Annotated in this window: 20 protein-coding genes; 17 read left to right on the top strand and 3 right to left on the bottom strand. The window is 72.2% G+C overall.

What is annotated here, in order from left to right; translation table 11 throughout:
• Window positions 1-72: 72 nt before the first annotated feature.
• Window positions 73-969 carry an AAA family ATPase gene (locus tag ACGFIG_RS04280; protein ID WP_392998995.1) on the bottom strand — a complete coding sequence of 299 codons (897 nt, stop codon included), beginning with the start codon at window positions 967-969 and terminating at the stop codon, window positions 73-75.
• A 300-nt stretch (window positions 970-1,269) separates the two neighbouring features.
• Here ACGFIG_RS04280 and rpmE point away from each other — a divergent pair, with 300 nt between their 5' ends.
• Together rpmE and prfA are read left to right on the top strand one after the other, a co-directional pair.
• Window positions 1,270-1,494, top strand: coding sequence for a 50S ribosomal protein L31 (gene rpmE / locus ACGFIG_RS04285; RefSeq protein WP_088998650.1), 225 nt, complete (start codon window positions 1,270-1,272; stop codon window positions 1,492-1,494).
• Window positions 1,495-1,591: 97 nt separating this feature from the next.
• Window positions 1,592-2,680 carry a peptide chain release factor 1 gene (gene prfA, locus ACGFIG_RS04290; RefSeq protein ID WP_392998997.1) on the top strand — a complete coding sequence of 363 codons (1,089 nt, stop codon included), beginning with the start codon at window positions 1,592-1,594 and terminating at the stop codon, window positions 2,678-2,680.
• 12 nt (window positions 2,681-2,692) lie between these two features.
• Here prfA and ACGFIG_RS04295 read toward each other — a convergent pair whose 3' ends face one another.
• The gene (locus ACGFIG_RS04295) at window positions 2,693-4,243 is read right to left on the bottom strand and encodes a GGDEF domain-containing protein (RefSeq protein ID WP_392999436.1); all 1,551 of its coding nucleotides are present in this window, start codon (window positions 4,241-4,243) and stop codon (window positions 2,693-2,695) included.
• Between the two features lie 81 nt (window positions 4,244-4,324).
• On the opposite strand from ACGFIG_RS04295, the gene prmC reads away from it, so the two are divergent.
• The 4 genes from prmC (at window position 4,325) to ACGFIG_RS04315 (ending at window position 8,747) form a co-directional block, all read left to right on the top strand.
• The gene (gene prmC / locus ACGFIG_RS04300; protein WP_392999438.1) at window positions 4,325-5,263 is read left to right on the top strand and encodes a peptide chain release factor N(5)-glutamine methyltransferase; all 939 of its coding nucleotides are present in this window, start codon (window positions 4,325-4,327) and stop codon (window positions 5,261-5,263) included.
• A complete protein-coding gene (locus ACGFIG_RS04305; protein WP_392999440.1) occupies window positions 5,263-5,907 on the top strand; it encodes an L-threonylcarbamoyladenylate synthase in 645 nt (214 codons plus the stop codon). The genes prmC and ACGFIG_RS04305 overlap by 1 nt, the downstream gene beginning before the upstream one ends.
• A complete protein-coding gene (locus ACGFIG_RS04310) occupies window positions 5,908-6,519 on the top strand; it encodes a phosphotyrosine protein phosphatase (RefSeq protein ID WP_392998999.1) in 612 nt (203 codons plus the stop codon).
• Between the two features lie 116 nt (window positions 6,520-6,635).
• A complete protein-coding gene (locus ACGFIG_RS04315; RefSeq protein ID WP_392999001.1) occupies window positions 6,636-8,747 on the top strand; it encodes a transglycosylase domain-containing protein in 2,112 nt (703 codons plus the stop codon).
• A gap of 134 nt (window positions 8,748-8,881) precedes the next feature.
• Here ACGFIG_RS04315 and ACGFIG_RS04320 read toward each other — a convergent pair whose 3' ends face one another.
• Complete coding sequence (locus tag ACGFIG_RS04320; RefSeq protein WP_392999003.1) at window positions 8,882-10,375, bottom strand: SDR family oxidoreductase; 1,494 nt, start codon at window positions 10,373-10,375, stop codon at window positions 8,882-8,884.
• A 35-nt stretch (window positions 10,376-10,410) separates the two neighbouring features.
• Here ACGFIG_RS04320 and glyA point away from each other — a divergent pair, with 35 nt between their 5' ends.
• The 11 genes from glyA (at window position 10,411) to ACGFIG_RS04375 (ending at window position 20,514) form a co-directional block, all read left to right on the top strand.
• Window positions 10,411-11,697 carry a serine hydroxymethyltransferase gene (gene glyA, locus ACGFIG_RS04325; protein ID WP_392999005.1) on the top strand — a complete coding sequence of 429 codons (1,287 nt, stop codon included), beginning with the start codon at window positions 10,411-10,413 and terminating at the stop codon, window positions 11,695-11,697.
• Window positions 11,694-12,125, top strand: a complete 432-nt coding sequence (locus ACGFIG_RS04330; protein WP_392999007.1) for a hypothetical protein — start codon at window positions 11,694-11,696, stop codon at window positions 12,123-12,125. Before glyA ends, ACGFIG_RS04330 begins: the two co-directional genes overlap by 4 nt.
• 166 nt (window positions 12,126-12,291) lie before the next feature.
• Window positions 12,292-12,513, top strand: coding sequence for a hypothetical protein (locus ACGFIG_RS04335; protein WP_088998658.1), 222 nt, complete (start codon window positions 12,292-12,294; stop codon window positions 12,511-12,513).
• Window positions 12,514-13,335, top strand: coding sequence for a F0F1 ATP synthase subunit A (gene atpB, locus ACGFIG_RS04340; RefSeq protein ID WP_392999009.1), 822 nt, complete (start codon window positions 12,514-12,516; stop codon window positions 13,333-13,335).
• Window positions 13,336-13,428: 93 nt separating this feature from the next.
• Complete coding sequence (atpE, locus tag ACGFIG_RS04345) at window positions 13,429-13,656, top strand: ATP synthase F0 subunit C (RefSeq protein WP_088998660.1); 228 nt, start codon at window positions 13,429-13,431, stop codon at window positions 13,654-13,656.
• A 31-nt stretch (window positions 13,657-13,687) separates the two neighbouring features.
• Window positions 13,688-14,218 carry a F0F1 ATP synthase subunit B gene (locus ACGFIG_RS04350; RefSeq protein WP_088998661.1) on the top strand — a complete coding sequence of 177 codons (531 nt, stop codon included), beginning with the start codon at window positions 13,688-13,690 and terminating at the stop codon, window positions 14,216-14,218.
• Window positions 14,218-15,039 carry a F0F1 ATP synthase subunit delta gene (locus tag ACGFIG_RS04355; RefSeq protein ID WP_392999011.1) on the top strand — a complete coding sequence of 274 codons (822 nt, stop codon included), beginning with the start codon at window positions 14,218-14,220 and terminating at the stop codon, window positions 15,037-15,039. Before ACGFIG_RS04350 ends, ACGFIG_RS04355 begins: the two co-directional genes overlap by 1 nt.
• 90 nt (window positions 15,040-15,129) lie before the next feature.
• The gene (gene atpA / locus ACGFIG_RS04360; RefSeq protein WP_392999013.1) at window positions 15,130-16,785 is read left to right on the top strand and encodes a F0F1 ATP synthase subunit alpha; all 1,656 of its coding nucleotides are present in this window, start codon (window positions 15,130-15,132) and stop codon (window positions 16,783-16,785) included.
• Between the two features lie 10 nt (window positions 16,786-16,795).
• Window positions 16,796-17,725, top strand: a complete 930-nt coding sequence (locus ACGFIG_RS04365) for a F0F1 ATP synthase subunit gamma (RefSeq protein WP_392999015.1) — start codon at window positions 16,796-16,798, stop codon at window positions 17,723-17,725.
• Window positions 17,725-19,161 carry a F0F1 ATP synthase subunit beta gene (gene atpD, locus ACGFIG_RS04370; RefSeq protein ID WP_392999017.1) on the top strand — a complete coding sequence of 479 codons (1,437 nt, stop codon included), beginning with the start codon at window positions 17,725-17,727 and terminating at the stop codon, window positions 19,159-19,161. The genes ACGFIG_RS04365 and atpD overlap by 1 nt, the downstream gene beginning before the upstream one ends.
• Window positions 19,162-19,371: 210 nt before the next feature.
• Window positions 19,372-20,514, top strand: coding sequence for an LCP family protein (locus ACGFIG_RS04375; RefSeq protein WP_392999019.1), 1,143 nt, complete (start codon window positions 19,372-19,374; stop codon window positions 20,512-20,514).
• Window positions 20,515-20,581 lie beyond the last annotated feature (67 nt).

The following is a 20,581-nucleotide window of genomic DNA, read 5'->3' on the forward strand; positions in this document are numbered from 1 at the left end:
CCGAGGCCCGTACCGGTTGCCGGTGCGGGCCTCGGTGGTGAGCGGTGCCGACCGGGTCGACCGGTGCCGACCTCAGAAGTCGCCCTCGGCGACCTGGAAGACGGTGAGGCCGAGGGCGCGCCACATCCGCACCACCTGCTGCCGGTCGTCGAAGACGCCGACCACCCGGTAGCGGCCGGCGATCTCGCGTTCGTAGATCTCCCGCTTGACCACGGAGTCCTTCCGGCTGTCGCCGACGGCGCGCAGGTGCAGGCCGAGGTAGGGGACCCGGACGTGCCGGGCCAGCCACGCCTCGGTGGCGGCGCGGGCGGTGGCGTCCCGGCCCGAGCAGAACACCACCCCGTACCCGGCGGCGTGCATCGCCCGGACCGCCGCGATCACCGCCGGGTTCGGCTCGTCCTCGGCGACCCGGGTCATGTCGTACGGGCTGCGCGAGACGTTCAGCGCGACCGTGCCGTCGATGTCGACCAGGACGATCTCCGGCGGCTCGGCCGACGGGGCGTGCACCGTGGCGGGCCGCCCCGGCCGGGCCTGCGGCACGGGCAGCGGCAGCGTACGACCCTCGAGGTAGCGCTCGTGCAGCCGGCGGATCCACGCCTCGCCTACCCGGTCGGCCTCGGGGCGGGCGGCGTCGCGGCGCAGGCACTCCGCCAGCGGCACGTCGGTGAAGTCGTGCACCTCGAACTCGGCACCGTGCCGGGCGGCCAGGTCGGCCCAGTCGCGCAGGGTCCGCGACCGCAGGTTGGTGTCGTCGACGCAGACGTCGGCCCGGGCCCGCAGCAGCGCCTCGACCTGGGCCCGCTGCACGACGGTGACCTGCCACTCCGCCCGCTGGGTGAACAGCCGCTCGCCGTGCAGCATCCGGCGCAGGTCGTCCCGGTTGACCCGGACCACGGACGGCTGGAGCGTACGGGCGAACGTGGTCTTGCCGGAGGCGGGCAGTCCCCGGGTGGCGATCAGGCGGGCCATCGGCTCCTCCGTGTCGTGACGTCCTCGGCGTTCCCCGTCGCCTCCGGCACCGTGCCACGCGCGGGGCACGACCGGGCGGCGGCCGTACCGGGGTGAATGCCCGGCGGCGGGCCGGGAATGCGGCAGGTACGGCGCGCGTTGTCGATGCCGGACCAGCCGTGCGGCCCGACTGCCGGGGCGGCGCGCGCCCATGGCACACTGGTCAATCGGCCACCGGTTCCGGTTCACGCCCGAGCCCGTCGCACCCGCGACGGACACCGACGGCGACCCGGCGACCACCCACGAGAGGACCGAGGCGAGATGAAGTCCAACATCCACCCGGAGTACGTGACCACCGAGGTCAGCTGCTCCTGCGGCAACACGTTCACCACCCGCAGCACCGCCAAGGGTGGCTCGATCCACGTCGAGACCTGCAGCGCCTGCCACCCGTTCTACACCGGCAAGCAGCGCGTCCTGGACACCGCGGGCCGGGTGGCGAAGTTCCAGCAGAAGTACGCCAAGGTTCAGGCGAAGAAGGCCAAGTAGCTCCTCGTTCGGCGCCCGCGTCCGGTTTCGTGCCGGGCGCGGGCGCCGTCCGTGTTGCCCCTGACACCGCCCTCGTCGCCGAAGGAGCCTCCCCCGCATGAGCAGCGAGCGTCTGGCCGCCCTCCTCGACGAGTACGCCGAGTTGGAGAAGCGGCTGGCGGATCCGGCCATCCACGCCGACCAGGGCACCGCCCGCCGGGTCGGCCGCCGGTACGCCGAGCTGGTTCCGCTGCACAAGGCGGCCGGGGAGCTGGAGCAGGCCCGCGCCGACCTCGCCGCCGCCCGGGAGCTGGCCGCCGAGGACGCGTCCTTCGCCGCCGAGGCGGAGTCGATCGCGGGGGCGCTGCCGGCGCTGGAGCAGCGGCTGGCGGAGCTGCTGATCCCGCGCGACCCGCACGACGCCAAGGACGTGATCGTCGAGATCAAGGCGGGTGAGGGCGGCGAGGAGTCCGCCCTGTTCGCCGGTGACCTGCTGCGGATGTACACCCGCTACGCCGAGCGGCGCGGCTGGCTCACGGAGGTGCTCGACGCCCAGGACTCGGACCTGGGCGGGGTGAAGGACGTCTCGCTGGCGATCAAGGCCAAGGGCGTGCCGGAGGGCGGCAACGGCGTCTGGTCGCGGCTCAAGTGGGAGGGCGGCGTGCACCGGGTGCAGCGCGTACCGGTCACCGAGTCGCAGGGCCGCATCCACACGAGCGCCGCCGGTGTGCTGGTGCTGCCCGAGGCCGAGGACGTCGACGTCACCATTGACCAGAACGAGCTGCGGATCGACGTGTTCCGCTCGTCGGGGCCGGGTGGGCAGTCGGTCAACACCACCGACTCGGCGGTACGCATCACGCACGTACCGACCGGCATCGTGGTCTCCTGCCAGAACGAGAAGTCCCAGTTGCAGAACCGGGAGCAGGCGATGCGGATCCTGCGTGCCCGACTGCTGGCGGCGGCCCAGGAGCAGGCCGACGCGGCCGCCTCGGACGCCCGCAAGGCGCAGGTGCGCACCGTGGACCGCTCCGAGCGGATCCGCACCTACAACTTCCCGCAGAACCGGATCACCGACCACCGGATCGGCTACACCGCGTACAACCTGGACCTGGCGCTCGCGGGCGACCTGGACGGGGTCCTCGACGCCCTCGCGGAGGCCGACCGTGCCGCCCGCCTCGCCGGCGACACCGAGCTGACCCGCCGCTGACCCCGCACGGGGTCAGGACGCGGGTGGGCGGTGCTTCGCGCGCAGCATCTCGCGGTCGGCGGCCTCGAAGGCGGCGCCGAGGGCGTCGCGCAGGCCGGGCCCGGCGGCGCCCACCTCGGCGAAGCCGACGCTGACCCCGACCGGGGTGCCGGGCACCAGCGACTCCCAGTCCTCGGTGCGCACCGCGGCGTCGATCCGGCGGCCCACCTCGGCCGCCTCGGCCATCCCGGCGCCGGGGAGCACCACCACGAACTCGTCCCCGCCGTAGCGGGCCACGAAGTCGCCCCGGCGCATCACCCGGTTGATCACCCCGGCGACGCGCTGGAGCACCAGGTCGCCGGAGTGGTGCCCGTGCCGTGTGTTGACGGCCTTGAAGCCGTCCAGGTCGCAGACGCCGATCACCACCCGGTCGCCCTGGGCGACGACGGTGGCGATGTAGCGCTCCAACCGCCGCCGGTTGGGCAGCCCGGTCAGCGGGTCGGTCAGCGCCTCGCCCTCGAAGCGGGCCGCCTCGCGGCGCATCTCCTCGTGGTCGATGCGGGCGGCGATGCCGTCGATGTAGACGTCGCGGAGCCGGTCGTTGCGCTGGGCGGCCAGCCGGAACGCCAGCCGGTCGGCCCGGTGCGCCCCGGCGTGGTCGCCGGCGCGGGCCAGGGCGATGCTGCGCAGCCGGGCCGGTTCGGCCGCGCCCAGCGTCTCGGTGGAGACCACGACGGTGTCCAGCCGGGTGACGGCCTCGATCGGCCGTGCCTCGGCGACCGCCAGGCAGACCTGGCCGAGCTGGCGCATGTCGCGGGCGCGGGCGCTGTCGCCGCCGTGGCCGAGCAGCCGGGCCGGGGCGGCGTCCGTGTCGACGTCCAGCCGGTCGCCGAGGGCGGAGCGCCGGGCGGCGGCGTAGCCGTACGCGGCGAGGCTGCTCGGGCGCAGTCTCCCGGCCCGCCCGCTGCGCAGGAAGCGGTCGAGGTCGGCGGCGACGTCCCGCAGCACCCGCAGGCAGCCGTCGCTGTCGCCGTTGTGGTCCAGCGCCACGGCGTTGCGCAGCCGGATGCCGGGGGCGGCGAAGGTCTCCTCGGGGATGCCGGCGGTGCCGCCGAGCTGCCGGGCGCGCTCGATCGCGCCGAGGGCGTAGCCGTGGAAGCTGAGGTACGAGTAGGCCATCGCCAGGTCGTGCCAGCCCCAGGCGGTGTCGCGGTCGGGGTCCTCCACGGCGCCCAGCGCCCGCGCGGCCTTCACCAGGTGGGTGACGCAGCGGTCCAGCGCGCCCTGGTGGTGCGCGGCGAGGGCGGCCAGCGCGTTGAGGTGCCCGAGCAGGTAGGGCTCGGCGAGGTCGCGGACGGCGGTGGAGGCCTCCTCGACGGCCCGGGTGTACTCCGCCGTACGCCCCAGGTTGATCACGGCGCAGAGGCGCTGCACCAGGGCGTCGGCCCGCGCGTACGGGTCGGTGGTGGTGGCGACGACCCGGTCGAGGATCGCGTACGCCTCGGCGGACCGGCTGGTCTCCTGGAGGGTGCGCGCCCGCGTCAGGGCGTCAACCTGGTCGGTGACCCGGTCGAGCCAACCCACCGCGACCTCCTGTCGGTGTGCGTCCGGACGCATCCGCTCGTGATGTCCAGCGCGACGCTCCATGATTATCTCGTGACCACAGTGCCGCAACACCCGTCCGAAGGGACGAGACGGCAACGCCCTTCCGTGGCCCTGGCCCGCGCGTCCCGCACCCTCGCCGACGCCGGGATCGCCTCGGCACGGGCCGAGGCGGAACAGTTGGCCGCGTACGTGCTGGCGGTGCCCCGGGGGCGGCTGGCGCTGGCCGACGACCTCACCGCCGAGCAGCTCGCCCGGTTCGACGAGCTGGTCGCGCGGCGGGCCGGACGGGAACCGTTGCAGCACCTCACGGGCAGCGCCGGCTTCCGGCACCTGGAGCTGGCCGTCGGGCCGGGCGTCTTCGTGCCCCGGCCGGAGACCGAGCTGCTCGCCGGCTGGGGGATCGACCAGGGTCGGCGGATGGGCGCCGGGCTGGTGGTGGACCTGTGCAGCGGCTCGGGGGCGATCGCCCTCTCGGTCGCCCAGGAGCTGCCGGCCGCCCGGGTGGTCGCGGTGGAACGGTCGGCGGCGGCGCTGCCCTGGCTGCGGCGCAACGCGGCGGACCGGGCCGCCGCGGGGGACCGGCCGATCGAGGTGGTGGCGGCGGACGTCACCGCCGCCGACCTGCTCGCCGACCTGGTGGGCCGGGTCGACGTGCTGCTCTGCAACCCGCCGTACGTGCCGTCGGACGTCGCCGTACCGCCGGAGGTCGGCCGGCACGACCCGGCGAACGCGGTCTTCGGCGGCGCGGACGGACTGGCGGTGATCCGCCCGGTGATCGCCCGGGCGGCGGCGCTGCTGCGCCCGGGCGGGGTGCTCGGCATCGAGCACGACGACTCGCACGGCACGGCGGTGCCCGACCTGCTCGCCGGGGACGGGCGGTTCGAGGCGGTCGCCGACCATCCGGACCTGACCGGGCGGCCCCGCTTCGCGACCGCGTCCCGTCGGTCGGACGGCCGGCACGCCGCCACCGGCGCGACGTGGCAGACTGACTCCTCGTGATGCTCTACGACTGCCGGTCGCCCGCCGACCGGGACCGCGGCATCGCCGCCGCCATTGAAGCCGTCAAGAACGGCGAGCTGGTCGTGCTGCCGACCGACACGGTCTACGGGATCGGGGCGGACGCGTTCACCCCGTACGCGGTCAAGGCGCTGATGGACGCCAAGGGCGGCCCTCAGGCACCGCCGCCCGTGCTGATCGGCTCCCGGCACGCCCTCGACGGCCTGGTCTACTCGCTGCCCCAGACGGCCCGGGACCTCGTCGAGGCGTTCTGGCCGGGGGCGCTGACGATCATCGTGGCGCACGCGCCCAGCCTGCGCTGGGACATCGGCGACGTCTCGGGGACGGTGGCGGTACGGATGCCGCTGCACCCGGTGGCGCTGGAGGTGCTGCGCGAGACGGGTCCGATGACGGTCGCCTCGGCCAACAAGACCGGCCAGCCGGCGGCCCTCACCGCCGAGGGGGCCCGCGACCAGCTCGCCTACTCGGTGCGGGCCTATCTGGAGGCGGGGCCCTGCCCGGATCCGGTGCCGAGCACCATCGTGGACCTGACCGGCGAGGTGCCCCGCGTCCTGCGCCAGGGCGCCGTCGGGCTGGAGAAGCTCCGCGACGTGGTGCCCGACATCCTCGCCGACCAGGGGGTCTGAGTGCCTCCGTTCACCGTGCTGCACGTGTGCATGGGCAACATCTGCCGGTCCCCGATGGCCGAGCGGCTGCTGGCCCTCGCCGTCCGCGAACGGTTGGCCCGCCGCGACGTCGACCCGGAGCGTGCCGACGAGCTGCTGCACAGCCACAGCGCCGGCACCGGCGGCTGGCACGCCGGCGAGGAGATGAACCCGCCGGCGTCGCGCCAGGTGCTCTCCCGGGGCGGCAGCGTGGCCGGCTTCGCCGCGCGCAAGCTGCGTTCGGACCACATCGACGCCGCCGACCTCGTGCTCACCGCCACCGCCGACCAGCAGGAGTACGTGGTGGCGCTGCGCCCCGACGCCGCGGCGCGCACGTTCGTGCTGGGCGAGTTCGGCCGGCTGCTCGCCGGGGTGGACGCCGCCGGGCTGCCGCCGGCCGAGGCGACCCCCGAGGCGGTGTACGCGCGCGGCGTGGCCGTGGTGGCGGCCGCCCACGCCGCCCGCCTGGGCACCACCTCGCTGCCCACCGACGATCTCGACGACCCGTGGGGGCGCGGCGACCAGTGCTTCGGCCGGGTCGCCGACGAGATCGAGGAGACCGTGCACCCCCTCGCCGCCGCGCTCCTGCCGTAACCCACCCGAGGTACCCCCGCGCGTGAGCTTCCTGCGGGTTTGGGGGAAAAGGGCGGTCGAGAGGAGATTTCGGGTCATTCTGGGTGGGTCCTGACCGGCTCCTGCGGGGAGAGCTGATGACCCGGGCACGCCTCGACAAACTGTTCACCGTGCTGCTCGCCGGAGTGCTGGCGGGGCTGGCGCTCGCGGTCGCGGCGCTACCGGCCGCGCTGGTCTTCGGGATCGGGTTCTCCACGCTCGCCGCGCCGTACTCGGAGCTGCCGAACACGCTGCGCACGCCGCCCACACCCCAGCGCTCGAACCTCTACGCCAACGACGGCACCACCCTGATCACCTCCTTCTACCAGGAGGACCGGGTGGACGTGCCGCTGGCCGAGGTGGCGCCGGTGATGGCACAGGCGGTCATCGCCGCCGAGGACGCCCGGTTCCACGAGCACAGCGGCGTCGACCTGCGCGGCGTGGTGCGGGCCTTCACCGTCAACCAGGGCTCCGGGGAGACCCGGCAGGGCGCGTCCACGCTGACCATGCAGTACGTCCGCAACGTGCTCAGCAACGACCCCCGGCTGAGCGAGCGGCAGCGTACCGCCGCCACCGAGCTGACCACCGCGCGCAAGATCCAGGAGATGCGGTACGCGCTGGCCCTGGAGCGGGAGCTGACCAAGGACGAAATCCTCGCCCGCTACCTCAACATCGCCTACTTCGGCGCGGGCGCGTACGGGGTGGCCGCCGCGAGCAGGCGCTACTTCTCGAAGCCGCCGGCGGAGCTCACCCTGGCCGAGGCGGCACTGCTGGCCGGTCTGGTCCGCTCCCCGCACACCGACGACCCGATCAACGGCGACGCCGACGCGGCGCTCGCCCGCCGGACGTACGTGCTCGACCGGCTGGTGGAGTCCGGGCAGGTCCCGGCCGAGGCGGCGGAGCGCGCCAAGGCCGAGCAGTTGAAGCTGCGCCCCAGCCAGACGCCGAACGACTGCTCGGGGGTTCCGGCGGAGCACAGCGACTGGGGCTTCTTCTGCGACTGGTTCACCCGTTGGTGGAACGCCCAGCCGGCGTTCGGCGCGACGGTCGACGAGCGGCAGCTCCTGCTGCGCCGGGGCGGCTTCTCCATCGTCTCCTCGCTCGACCCGGCCGTGCAGCGCGCCACCACCGAGCAGGTCCGCCGGATCTACTCGGTCGAGGACCGCTGGGCCGCCCCGACGGCGGTGGTCCAGCCCGGCACCGGCCGGGTGCTCGCGTTGGCGGTGAACCGGAACTACGGCGTGGCCGACAACCCCGCTGGGCAGAAGAACCACCCGAACACGGTCAACCAGCTGGTCGCCGGGGGCGGGGCGATCGAGGGTTACCAGGCCGGTTCCACGTTCAAGCTCTTCACGATGCTGGCCGCACTGGAGTCCGGGCTGCCGCTGAGTACGGAGTTCGACGCGCCGGACCGGATCGTGACCAACTACTCGGCGTCCGGGTCGGCGAGCTGTGACGGGTACTGGTGCCCGAGGAACGCCAGCGGGTCGATGGACGGCGAGCACACCATGTGGACCGCCTTCGGCGAGTCGGTCAACACGTACTTCGCCTGGCTGACCGAGCGGGTCGGCGCGGACCGGGTGGTGGAGATGGCCGAGCGGCTCGGCATCGTCTTCCGCTCCCAGGACGACGCGCAGCTGGCCCGCCACGGCGCGCGCGAGTGGGGGCCGTTCACCCTCGGCGTCTCCGCCACGACCCCGCTCGACCTGGCCGGCGCGTACGCCGCCGTGGCGGCCGAGGGATCGTGGTGCGCGCCGCTGCCGGTCGTGTCGATCACCGACGCGGCCGACCGTCCGGTGGCCGCCGGGCGGCCGGACTGCCGGCAGGCGGTGGACGTGGACGTGGCCCGGGCGGCGGCCGACGCGGCCCGCTGCCCCGTCGGCGACCAGTCGATGTACCGGGAGTGCGACCGCGGCACCGCCGAGGGGCTGCGCCGGCAGGTGGGCCGGCCGGTGGCGGGCAAGACGGGCAGCTCGGACGGGTACGCGACGGAGACCGTGGTCGCCTTCACCCCGCAACTGGCGGTCGCCTCGATCGCCGCCAACCCCGACGATCCGCGTGACGCGGTCGGCCAGCGGGTGCAGGGAAAGCTGGTCGAGGCGGTGGGGGAGGTGCTCGCCTTCGCGCTGCGCGACGAGCCGGTGCGCGACTTCGTGCCGCCCAGCGAGACCACGGCCTTCCGGTTCAGCGGCACCCGGACCGGCAACTGAACCCGGCCGGCAACTGAAATCGGCCGGCAACCGGAGCCGGCCCGGCTACCGGGAGCCGGTCCCGGCGAGTGAGCAGGGCCGGCGGCTGAACCCGGCCGGCAGGTGAACCGGGCCGGCTGCCGGAGCGGGCCGGCTCAGCGGCGCGGGGCCGGGGTGGCGGGCCGGCGGGCGGCCTGCTCGGCCTGGCGGGCGATGTTGCGGGCCATCCCGCCGAACACCACCGCGTGGAAGGGCGCCACCCCGCCCCAGTACGCGTGCCCGGACAGCCCGCGGGGCAGGAACACCGCCCGCTGCTGGTAGCGGCTGCGCTCCCCGTCCACCCGGATCACGCGCATCTCCAGCCAGGCCCGGCCCGGCAGCCGCATCTCGGCGCGCAGCCGCAGCAGTTCGCCGGGCACGATCTCCTCGACCCGCCAGAAGTCCAGCGCCTCGCCGACCTGGAGGCGGTGCGGGTCGCGCCGGCCCCGGCGCAGCCCCACCCCGCCGATCAGCCGGTCCAGCCAGCCCCGCGCCGACCAGGCCAGCGGGAACGAGTACCAGCCGTGTTCGCCGCCGACGCCCTCGACGACCCGCCACAGCTCCTCCGGCGGGGCGTGCACCGCCCGCTCGCGTACGTCGGTGTAGGCGGTCCCGCCGGACCACCGAGGGTCGCTGGGCAGCGGCTCGGCGGGCGCGTCGGGGCCGCTCGCGTTCGACCAGCGCGTCTCCACCTCGCCGTCGCGGACCTTCGTCAGGGCCGCCGCGACCGCCTCGTCGAAGCCGGTCAGCCCGTCGGGCGGGTCGGGGACGTACTCCGCGATGTCGTGCTCGTGGGCGACGGCCTCGTGGACCAGGCTCTCCACCAGGGGCCGGGCGATCGCGTTCGGCACCGGCGTGACGAGCCCCACCCAGTACGAGGAGAGCGACGGTGTCAGCGGTCGTACCGGCAGGACGACGCGTCGGCGCAGCCCGGCCACCCGCGCGTACCGCTGCATCATGTCCTCGAAGGTGAGCACGTCCGGCCCGCCGACGTCGAAGGCGCGGTTGACCTCCGGCGGCAGGCTCGCGCAGCCGACCAGGTAGCGCAGCACGTCCCGGACGGCGATCGGCTGGATCCGGTTGCGTACCCAGCGCGGGGTGACCATGGCCGGCAGCCGCTCGGTCAGGTAGCGCAGCATCTCGAACGAGGCGGACCCGGAGCCGATGATCACCGCGGCCCGCAGCACGGCCGTCGGCACCCCGCTGTCGAGCAGGATCCGCCCCACCTCGGCCCGCGAGCGCAGGTGCGCCGACGGGACCTGCCGGTCCGCCGCCGGCTCCGGCCCGCCGAGGTAGACGATCCGGCGTACGCCGGCGGCCCGCGCGGCGTCGGCGAACCGGGTGGCGGCCTCCCGGTCGGCGGCCTCGAAACCGGCCTGGCCGAGCGAGTGCACCAGGTAGTACGCGACGTCCACGCCGGCGAACGCGGCCGGCAGGGTCTCCGGCCGGCGCAGGTCGCCCTCGGCGATCTCGGCCCGCGCGGCCCACGGCACGTCCCGCAGCCGGCCGGCGTGGCGGGCCAGGCAGCGCACCTGGTGCCCCTCGGCCAGCAGACGGGGCGCGAGCCGCCCGCCGATGTAACCCGTCGCTCCGGTGACCAGGCATCTCACGGCCTCCAGTGTGCGGCCCAATAGACTTTGGCGCTGTGGCTACTGAGACGAGCACCTTCTGGGGGCCGGACTTCGACCAGCTCCGTGCGACCGACCCGGAGATCGCCGGGGTGGTGCTCGGCGAGCTGGACCGGCTCCGGGGCGGACTGCAACTGATCGCGAGCGAGAACCTCACCTCGCCGGCGGTGCTGGCCGCGCTCGGCTCGACGCTGACCAACAAGTACGCCGAGGGCTACCCGGGCCGGCGCTACTACGGCGGGTGCGCCGAGGTCGACCGGGCCGAGGAGATCGGCATCGCGCGGGCGAAGGAGCTGTTCGGCGCCGAGCACGCCAACCTCCAGCCGCACTCGGGCGCGAGCGCCAACCTGGCCGCGTACGCCGCGCTGGTCCAGCCGGGGGACACGGTGCTCGCCATGGACCTGCCGCACGGCGGCCACCTCACCCACGGCAGCCGGGTGAACTTCTCGGGCAGGTGGTTCCACACCGTCGGCTACACCGTCCGGCCGGACACCGAGCTGATCGACTACGACGAGGTGCGGGATCTCGCCCTCGCCCACCGGCCCAAGATGATCATCTGCGGGGCGACGGCGTACCCGCGTCTGATCGACTTCGCGCGGTTCCGCGAGATCGCCGACGAGGTCGGGGCGTACCTGATGGTCGACGCCGCGCACTTCATCGGGCTGGTCGCGGGGAAGGCCGTGCCGTCGCCGGTGCCGCACGCCGACGTCGTCTGCTTCACCACGCACAAGGTGCTGCGCGGGCCGCGCGGCGGCATGATCCTCTGCCGGGAGTCGCTCGCCCAGCGCGTCGACAAGGCGGTCTTCCCGTTCACGCAGGGCGGCCCGCTGATGCACGTCGTCGCCGCCAAGGCGGTCGCGCTGCGCGAGGCCGCCCAGCCCGAGTTCCGGACGTACGCCGAGCGGGTGGTGGCCAACGCGCGGGCGCTCGCCGCCGGGCTGGCCGACGAGGGGATGCGTCCCGTCTCCGGGGGCACCGACACCCATCTCGCCCTGCTCGACCTGCGCGAGGTCGGGGTGAGCGGCGCGGACGCCGAGGCGCGCTGCGACGCCGCCACCATCACCCTGAACAAGAACGCCATCCCGTACGACCCGCAGAAGCCGATGGTGGCCTCGGGCATCCGGGTCGGCACCCCGAGCGTGACCACGCAGGGCATGCGCGAGCCGGAGATGCGCCAGGTCGCCTCGCTGATCGCCCGCGCCGTACGCACCGATCCGGCCGCCCCGGGGGGCGCCGACACCCTCGCCGGGATCGCGGGCGAGGTCGCCGAGCTGGTCGCCGCCTTCCCGGCGTACCCCCGATGAGCGAGCCGCGCGCGGGCGAGCCGGGCGCCATCCGGTCCCGGCTGCCGCACCTGCGCCTGCCGCTGCTGGCGTGCGCGGTGCTCGCGCTGGTCGCGGTGCCGGTCGCGGCGGTGCTGCGCGGGGCCACCGGCGCGGCCGGCGTGGCCGCCGGCATCGCGCTGGTCATCGTCAGCTACCTGGTCTCCGGCGTCTCGGTGGCCTGGGCCGACGCCGTCAACCCGCGGATGATCATGTCGGTGGGACTGGTCACCTACGCCACGAAGATCGTGGTGCTCGGCGTGGCGATGGCCGCCGTGGCGGCCACCGGCTGGTCCGGCCTGCCGGACATGGGGGTCGCGATCATCGCCGCCGTGGTGGTCTGGACGGGGGCCCACCTGGCGTGGGCCCTGCGTTCGCCCCTGCCCACCTTCCATCGACGTGGTGAGTGAGCGAGCTGTCGGATTCACGCCCGGCATTTCGGGCTGCCGTGGCGGGCCGCACGGGAGTAACCTGACCAACGACTTTCGCGCCCGCACCCACGGCCCGCACGCTGCGATGCAGTGTGGGGGGTGCCGCACACTCCCGCGCGTCCCTGCTGATATTGTTCGCCACGTCATGGCCGAAGACCCACACCCCCGCAGGTCCGACGACCCATCGTCGGAAGGCGCGGCAGGGGCCGTCCTGGGCTACCTACTCGCCGGCATCGTGGTGTGGGGTTTCCTCGGATGGTTGGCGGAGCGACTCCTCGATCTGCGAACCGGCGTCGGGGTCGCCCTCGGCATGATCTTCGGCGCGGCCGGAGCGATTTACCTGATCATGAAGAGGCTCAGTGCTTGAGTGCCAGCACGCGCGGGTCTGTCGAGTGCGGAGGATGACACGGTGAGTGGACAGCTCGTCGCCGCAGAGGGGCTTCCCTGGCCCCCCAGCGTCGGAGATTTCTACCCGCCGGACGTGGCTGGCCCCTGGGTCACCAAGTTCGGGATCATGGTCTGGCTCGCGGTGGCGCTGCTGATCATCTTCTTCATGCTGGCCTACCGGAAGCCCAAGCTGGTCCCCAGCAAGGCCCAGTGGTACGCGGAGTCGGTCTACGGCCTGGTCCGGGACAACATCGCCCGCGAGCAGATGGGCAACGCCGGCATCCGCTTCGCGCCCTACTTCACGGTGCTGTTCAGCTTCATCGTGCTGACCAACCTCTTCGCCATCGTGCCCGGGTTGCAGATCTCGCCGAACTCGCACATCGCCTTCCCGATCGTCCTCGCGGCGATCTCCTACGTGATGTACCTCTACATCGGCGCCCGCAAGCACGGCCTCGGCAAGTACCTCAAGATGAGCCTGATCATCCCGAACGTGCCGTGGCCCATGCACATTCTGCTGATCCCGATCGAGTTCATGCAGACGTTCATCGTCCGGCCCGTCACGCTGGCGCTGCGGCTCTTCGCCAACCTGTTCGCCGGCCACCTGCTGCTGCTGGTCTTCACCATCGGCGGCTTCGTGATGCTCAACTCGAGCAGCCTGTTCATCCAGGTGACCTCGGTCTTCTCCTTCCTGATGGCGATCGTGATGGCCTTCTTCGAGGTGCTGGTCGCCGTCCTGCAGGCCTACGTCTTCGTCACGCTGAGCGCGAACTACATCGGAAGTTCGCTCGCCGACGAGCACTGATCGGGCTCGGCGGGCCACCCGGTCCGACCAAGCTTCTGGTACCGACCCGCGTACGCGTGAGTCCTCACGCGTCGAACAGGAGGAATACCCGCAATGACTGTTCTTGCCGAGATCGGCGGTAGCGTCAACACCATCGGCTACGGCCTCGCCGCCATCGGCCCCGGTATCGGTGTCGCCCTGGTCTTCGCGGCCTACATCCAGTCGAGCGCGCGTCAGCCGGAGTCCGCCGGCTACAACCGCACCTGGCTGATCCTGGGCTTCGCCCTGGTCGAGGCCCTCGCGCTGTTCGGCCTGGTGCTCGCCTTCGCCGTCGGCGGCTGACGAGAGTTCTCTCCCGACCCGGAGGTCTGACATGTTCATCGCCGCAGAAGGTGTGGAGCACAACCCGATCCTGCCCATCTGGCAGGAGATGGTCGTCGGGACCATCGCCTTCGCCCTGCTCTGCTTCGTCCTGCTGAAGTTCGTCATGCCCCGCATGGAGGCGATGTACCAGGCGCGGGTCGACGCGATCGAGGGTGGGCTCAAGCGGGCCGAGGCCGCCCAGGCCGAGGCGAACCAGGTGCTTGAGCAGTACCGCGCCCAGCTCGCCGAGGTGCGTACCGAGGCGGCCCGGATCCGGGACGACGCCCGGGCCGACGCCGAGGGCATCCGCCAGGACATCCTCGCCAAGGCGCGGGAGGAGTCCGACCGGATCATCGCGGCCGGCAAGGAGCAGCTCGCCGCCGAGCGGGCCACCATCGTGCGCGAGCTGCGTACGGAGGTCGGCACGATCGCGGTCGACCTGGCCAGCAAGATCGTCGGGGAGTCCCTCGCCGACGAGGCGCGTCGCAAGGGCACCGTCGACCGGTTCCTGAGCAACCTCGAGAGCGCGGGGGCCCGCTGATGCAGGCCGCCAGCCGGGAGTCGTACAAGGTCGCGGCCGAGCGCCTCGACGCGTACGTCCGCGGCGCGGAGCCGTCGGCGGTGGCCACCACCGCCGCCGACATCCTCTCCGTCGCCGACCTGCTGCGGCGCGAGCCGCGGCTGCGCCGGGCGCTCTCCGACCCGGCCCGCTCGGGCGCCGACCGCGCGGCCCTGCTCGGTGAGCTGCTGCGTGGCAAGGTCGGCGCCGAGGCGCTGGACCTGGTCACCGCGCTGGTGTCCGGCCGCTGGTCGGTGCCGTCGGAGCTGCTCGACGGCGCCGAGCGGATCGGCGTGGAGGCGCTGCTGGCCAGCGCCGACTCCGCCGGCGACCTCGGTGAGGTCGAGGACGAGCTGTTCCGCTTCGGTCAGGTGGTCGCCGGTCAGCCCGCGCTCTCCAACGCGCTGGCCGACCCGATCGCCCCGATCGGGCAGCGGGCCGGCCTGGTCCGCGAACTGCTCGCCGGCAAGGCCCGCCCGGTCACCGTCAGCCTCGTCGAGGTGGCGTTGAGCGGGTTCGGGGGACGCTCCTTCAACGGGGCGCTCACCCGGCTGGTCGAGCTCGCCGCCGACCGGCGGGACCGGCAGGTGGCGTACGTGACCGCCGCGGCCCCGTTGAGTGAAGAGGACGAGCGCCGGTTGGGTGCCAGCCTCTCCGCGATATACGGTCGAGAGGTTTCCGTCAAGCAGACGGTGGACCCCTCGGTTCTCGGTGGCGTGAGCGTACGGGTCGGCTCCGACCTGTACGACGGCACCGTTCTGCGCCGCCTCAACGAGAGCCGTAACGCGCTCGCGAAGCGCTGAGGCGGCACCGCCGCCCAGCGCCCTGATAGACGCCATTCGGACCGGTCGGTACTAGGTATCCCGGGCCCCTGATACTTAAGGAAGCAGAGGATGGCCGAGCTGACCATCTCGACGGAGGAGATCCGCGGCGCCCTGGAGCGCTACGTCTCCTCCTACTCGTCCGAACTCTCCCGCGAGGAGGTCGGTACCGTCGCCGACACCGGCGACGGCATCGCCCACGTCGAGGGCCTCCCCTCGACCATGACCAACGAGCTCCTGGAGTTCGAGGACGGCACCCTGGGTGTGGCGCTGAACCTCGACGTCCGGGAGATCGGTGTCGTCGTTCTCGGTGACTCCGCCAAGCTCGAAGAGGGCCAGCGCGTCAAGCGCACCGGCCGGGTGCTCTCCGTGCCGGTCGGCGACGCCTTCCTCGGCCGCGTGGTCAACGCGCTCGGCCAGCCGATCGACGGGCTCGGCGACATCGCCAACGAGGGCTTCCGCGAGCTGGAGCTCCAGGCCCCGAACGTGATGGCCCGGCAGTCCGTCGACGAGCCGCTGCAGACCGGTATCAAGGCCGTCGACGCCATGACCCCGATCGGCCGCGGCCAGCGTCAGCTGATCATCGGCGACCGGAAGACCGGCAAGACCACCGTCGCGCTGGACACCATCCTCAACCAGCGGGACAACTGGCGCTCCGGCGACCCGAAGAAGCAGGTCCGCTGCATCTACGTCGCCATCGGCCAGAAGGCCTCCACGATCGCCTCGATCAAGGGCATCCTGGAGGAGGCGGGCGCGATGGAGTACACCACCATCGTCGCCTCCCCGGCCTCCGACCCGGCGGGCTTCAAGTACCTCGCCCCCTACACCGGCTCGTCCATCGGACAGCACTGGATGTACGGCGGCAAGCACGTCCTGATCGTCTTCGACGACCTGAGCAAGCAGGCCGAGGCGTACCGCGCCGTGTCCCTGCTGCTGCGTCGCCCGCCGGGCCGCGAGGCGTACCCGGGTGACGTCTTCTACCTGCACTCCCGCCTGCTGGAGCGCTGCGCGAAGCTCTCCGACGAGATGGGCGGCGGCTCGATGACCGGCCTGCCGATCATCGAGACGAAGGCCAACGACATCTCGGCCTTCATCCCGACCAACGTCATCTCCATCACCGACGGCCAGATCTTCCTCGAGACCGACCTGTTCAACCAGGGCGTCCGGCCGGCCATCAACGTCGGCACCTCGGTCTCCCGGGTCGGTGGCGCCGCGCAGGTGAAGCCGATGAAGAAGGTCGCCGGTTCGCTGCGGCTCAACCTGGCCCAGTACCGCGAGCTGGAGGCGTTCGCCGCCTTCGCCTCCGACCTGGACAAGGCCTCCCGCGCCCAGCTGGACCGCGGTTCGCGCCTGGTCGAGCTGCTCAAGCAGCCGAACTACTCGCCGTACCCGGTGCAGGAGCAGGTCGTCTCGGTCTGGGCCGGCACCGAGGGCAAGCTGGACGACGTCCCGGTCGGGGAGATCCGCCGCTTCGAGTCGGAGTTCCTCCAGTACCTGCGTCACAAGCACGAGGGTGTGCTGGCCAGCATCGCCGACCACCAGTGGAACGACGACATCATCGGCTCGCTCGACGCCGCCATCGCCGACTTCAAGCAGGTCTTCCTCGGCAAGGAGGACGAGCGGCGGATCAACGAGGCCCCGGCCGCGCCGCTGGAGGGCGAGGAGAGCCGCGAGACGGTGACCCGCTTCCGTGACGGCGCCAGCGCCGGCCCGGCCGAGAACCAGTAAGGGCTGATTCATGGCGGCCCAGGTACGCGTTCTTCGTCAACGGATCCGCTCGGCGAAGGGGATGAAGAAGATCACCAAGGCGATGGAGCTCGTGGCGACGAGCCGGATCGCCAAGGCCCAGGCCCGGGTGGAGGCGTCCCTGCCGTACGCCCAGGCTGTCACCGGTGTGCTCACGGCGCTGGCGTCCAACGCGCAGATCGACCACCCGCTGCTCACCCCGCGTCCGCGGGTGCGGCGGGCGGGCGTCCTGCTGGTCACCTCCGACCGCGGCCTGGCCGGTGGTTACAGCTCCAACGCCATCAAGATGGCCGAGTCGCTGATCGCCCGGCTGCGGGCCGACGGCAAGGAGCCGGTGCTCTACGTCATCGGGCGCAAGGGCGTCGGGTTCTTCCGGTTCCGCGACCGGCCGATCGAGGCCAACTGGACCGGGTTCTCGGAGCAGCCGACCTTCGCCGACGCCCGCGCGGTGGGCGAGACGCTGATCAAGGCGTTCACCGCCGGTGCGGACGACGTCGACGGCGGCGCCGGGGCGGACGGGGTGCTCGGGGTGGACGAGCTGCACATCGTCTACACCGAGTTCCACTCCCTGATGACCCAGACCCCGGTCACCAAGGTCATCGGCCCGATGCAGGTGGAGGACCGGCCCCGGTCCGAGGGCGCACTGCCGGCGTACGACTTCGAGCCGGACGCGGAGGCGCTGCTCGACGCGCTGCTGCCGAAGTACATCAACACGCGGATCTACGCGGCGTTGCTGGAGTCGGCGGCGAGCGAGTCGGCGGCCCGTCGGCGGGCGATGAAGAGCGCCACCGACAACGCCGAAGAGATGATCGAGAAGTACACGCGTGAGATGAACTCGGCCCGCCAGGCCGGGATCACCCAGGAGATCAGCGAGATCGTCGGCGGCGCGAACGCGCTGGCCGCGTCGGGAAGTGAAGTGTGATGACTGCCCCAGTAGAGACCAAGACGGCCACGGGTCGCGTGGTCCGGGTCATCGGCCCGGTCGTCGACGCCGAGTTCCCGCGCGACGTCATGCCGGCCCTGTTCAACGCCCTGCACGTCAACGTGACGCTCTCGGGCGGCGAGAAGACGCTGACCCTCGAGGTCGCCCAGCACCTGGGCGACAACATGGTCCGCGCCATCTCGATGCAGCCGACCGACGGCCTGGTTCGCGGCACCGAGGTGCGCGACTCCGGCTCGCCGATCACCGTTCCGGTGGGCGACACGGTCAAGGGCCACGTGTTCAACGCGATCGGCGAGTGCCTCAACCTCACCGAGGGCGAGACGCTCCAGCCCGACGACCACTGGGGAATCCACCGCAAGGCCCCGGCCTTCGCGGACCTGGAGCCGAAGACCGAGATGCTGGAGACCGGCATCAAGGTCATCGACCTGCTCGCCCCGTACGTCAAGGGCGGCAAGATCGGCCTGTTCGGCGGTGCCGGCGTGGGCAAGACGGTGCTCATCCAGGAGATGATCACCCGTGTGGCCCGGAACTTCGGTGGTACCTCGGTCTTCGCCGGCGTGGGTGAGCGCACCCGCGAGGGCAACGACCTCATCGCCGAGATGACCGAGTCGGGCGTCATCGACAAGACCGCGCTGGTCTACGGCCAGATGGACGAGCCGCCGGGCACCCGCCTGCGGGTCGCCCTCTCCGCGCTGACGATGGCGGAGTACTTCCGCGACGTGAAGAAGCAGGAGGTGCTGCTCTTCATCGACAACATCTTCCGCTTCACCCAGGCCGGTTCGGAGGTCTCCACCCTGCTCGGCCGGATGCCGAGCGCGGTGGGCTACCAGCCGACCCTGGCCGACGAGATGGGCGAGCTCCAGGAGCGGATCACCTCCGTCCGGGGCCAGGCCATCACCTCGATGCAGGCGATCTACGTGCCGGCGGACGACTACACCGACCCCGCTCCGGCCACCACGTTCGCCCACCTCGACGCGACCACCAACCTGGAGCGTTCGATCTCCGACAAGGGCATCTACCCGGCCGTGGACCCGCTGGCGTCCTCGTCCCGGATCCTCGCCCCGGAGTTCGTCGGCGCCGAGCACTTCGCGGTGGCGACCGAGGTGAAGCGGATCCTGCAGAAGTACAAGGACCTGCAGGACATCATCGCCATCCTCGGTATCGAGGAGCTCTCCGAGGAAGACAAGATCACCGTGCAGCGCGCGCGGCGGATCGAGCGCTTCCTGTCGCAGAACACCTACGCGGCGGAGCAGTTCACCGGCGTGCCGGGCTCGACGGTGCCGATCCAGGAGACCATCGAGGCCTTCAAGAAGATCAGCGAGGGTGAGTACGACCACTTCCCCGAGCAGGCCTTCTTCATGTGCGGTGGTCTGGAGGACCTGGAGCGCAAGGCAGCCGAGCTCATGAAGAGCTGACCTGTCGGTCCTGACGAAAGGCCGCCCCGGGTTACCGGGGCGGCCTTTTGCCCGTCTTCGGGCGTCTTGATCGCCGCCGACCCGATCGGCGTACTCGGCGATCATGCCGTACGCGAGGTAACGTCGATCCGCCCACGCACCACGTGGGCGCCGATCGCAACGAACCGGCTGCATGCGCCCGTCTCCTGATCGTGGGCGTGACGAACGGAGATGATCGTGGGTAAGGCCGACAAGGGCGGCGCCAAGCCGTCCAGGTGGTCGGGTGTGCCGCGCTGGGCCCGGGTCTGCACCGTCTTCGGTGCCGTCCTGATGCTGCTCAGCGGCGCGGTGCTGGTCGGAGCCGAGGCGCTGATGGCCCGCTACGAGGGCGCCGTCGGCAAGGCCGACCTCTTCGGCGACCAGGCGGCCGGGGCCAAGGAGCGCAAGAGCGACATCAAGGGCCCGCTCAACATCCTGCTGGTGGGCATCGACCCGCGCAATCCGGAGATGCCGCCGCTGGCCGACTCGGTCATGGTGCTGCACGTGCCGGCGGAGATGGACCGCGCCTACCTCTTCTCCATGCCGCGTGACCTCATCGTGGAGATCCCCAAGTTCAGCCGCGCGGAGTTCAACGGCGGCACCGACCGGCTCAACGCGGCGATGTCGTACGGCAGCCGGGTGCCCGGCGCCAATCCGGACGCGGCCCGCGGCTTCGAGCTGCTGGCGACGACGGTGCAGAACGTCACCGGCATCACGCGCTTCGACGCCGGCGCCATCATCAACTTCAACGGCTTCAAGAAGATCGTCGACGCGATGGGCGGCGTCGACATGTACATCGAGCGCGAGGTGCGCTCCGAGCACCGGGAGCCGGACGGCAAGCACCGCAAGCCGAACCCGAACGGTGAGGGCTACGTCGGCCCGCAGGCGGTCTACAAGAAGGGCAACCAGCACCTCAGCGGCTGGCAGGCGCTCGACTACGTCCGCCAGCGCTACCCGAAGAACGGGGTTCCCGACGGCGACTACGGGCGGCAGCGGCACCAGCAGCAGTTCGTCAAGGCCATGGCGGGTCAGGCGCTGAGCGCCGACGTGGTGACCAACCCGGTCAAGCTGGACCGGGTGCTGCGCGCGGCCGGCGAGTCGCTGATCTTCAGCGGCCGGGGCCACGGCGTGGTCGACTTCGGCCTGGCGCTGAAGGACATCCGCCCGGAGACGATCCAGATGATCAAACTGCCGGGCGGCTCGGTCATCGAGAACGGCCAGTACCGGGGCGAGAAGTTCGAGCCCGCCGTGGACGACTTCTTCGCCGCACTGAGCAAGGGGCAGCTCGACGCGTTCCTGGTGGAGCATCCTGACTTCCAGAACAAGTCGAAGTAGCCGTGGCGCAGGTCTCGCCACCCGCGTTGGGGGCTGGTCGGAGGCACGACTAGACTTTCGACAATCC

The organism is Micromonospora sp. NPDC049048 (assembly GCF_043197615.1).
Taxonomy (GTDB): Bacteria; Actinomycetota; Actinomycetes; order Mycobacteriales; family Micromonosporaceae; genus Micromonospora.

Excerpts from the sequence above, each read along its gene's own strand:
- ACGFIG_RS04335 (WP_088998658.1), top strand. The coding sequence starts at position 12,292 with ATGGCCGAAGACCCACACCCCCGCAGGTCCGACGACCCATCGTCGGAA.
- ACGFIG_RS04280 (WP_392998995.1), bottom strand. The coding sequence starts at position 969 with ATGGCCCGCCTGATCGCCACCCGGGGACTGCCCGCCTCCGGCAAGACC.
- atpA (WP_392999013.1), top strand. The coding sequence starts at position 15,130 with ATGGCCGAGCTGACCATCTCGACGGAGGAGATCCGCGGCGCCCTGGAG.
- ACGFIG_RS04330 (WP_392999007.1), top strand. The coding sequence starts at position 11,694 with ATGAGCGAGCCGCGCGCGGGCGAGCCGGGCGCCATCCGGTCCCGGCTG.
- atpD (WP_392999017.1), top strand. The coding sequence starts at position 17,725 with ATGACTGCCCCAGTAGAGACCAAGACGGCCACGGGTCGCGTGGTCCGG.
- ACGFIG_RS04350 (WP_088998661.1), top strand. The coding sequence starts at position 13,688 with ATGTTCATCGCCGCAGAAGGTGTGGAGCACAACCCGATCCTGCCCATC.
- ACGFIG_RS04375 (WP_392999019.1), top strand. The coding sequence starts at position 19,372 with ATGATCGTGGGTAAGGCCGACAAGGGCGGCGCCAAGCCGTCCAGGTGG.
- rpmE (WP_088998650.1), top strand. The coding sequence starts at position 1,270 with ATGAAGTCCAACATCCACCCGGAGTACGTGACCACCGAGGTCAGCTGC.
- ACGFIG_RS04355 (WP_392999011.1), top strand. The coding sequence starts at position 14,218 with ATGCAGGCCGCCAGCCGGGAGTCGTACAAGGTCGCGGCCGAGCGCCTC.
- prfA (WP_392998997.1), top strand. The coding sequence starts at position 1,592 with ATGAGCAGCGAGCGTCTGGCCGCCCTCCTCGACGAGTACGCCGAGTTG.
- ACGFIG_RS04365 (WP_392999015.1), top strand. The coding sequence starts at position 16,796 with ATGGCGGCCCAGGTACGCGTTCTTCGTCAACGGATCCGCTCGGCGAAG.
- atpE (WP_088998660.1), top strand. The coding sequence starts at position 13,429 with ATGACTGTTCTTGCCGAGATCGGCGGTAGCGTCAACACCATCGGCTAC.
- ACGFIG_RS04315 (WP_392999001.1), top strand. The coding sequence starts at position 6,636 with ATGACCCGGGCACGCCTCGACAAACTGTTCACCGTGCTGCTCGCCGGA.
- ACGFIG_RS04305 (WP_392999440.1), top strand. The coding sequence starts at position 5,263 with ATGCTCTACGACTGCCGGTCGCCCGCCGACCGGGACCGCGGCATCGCC.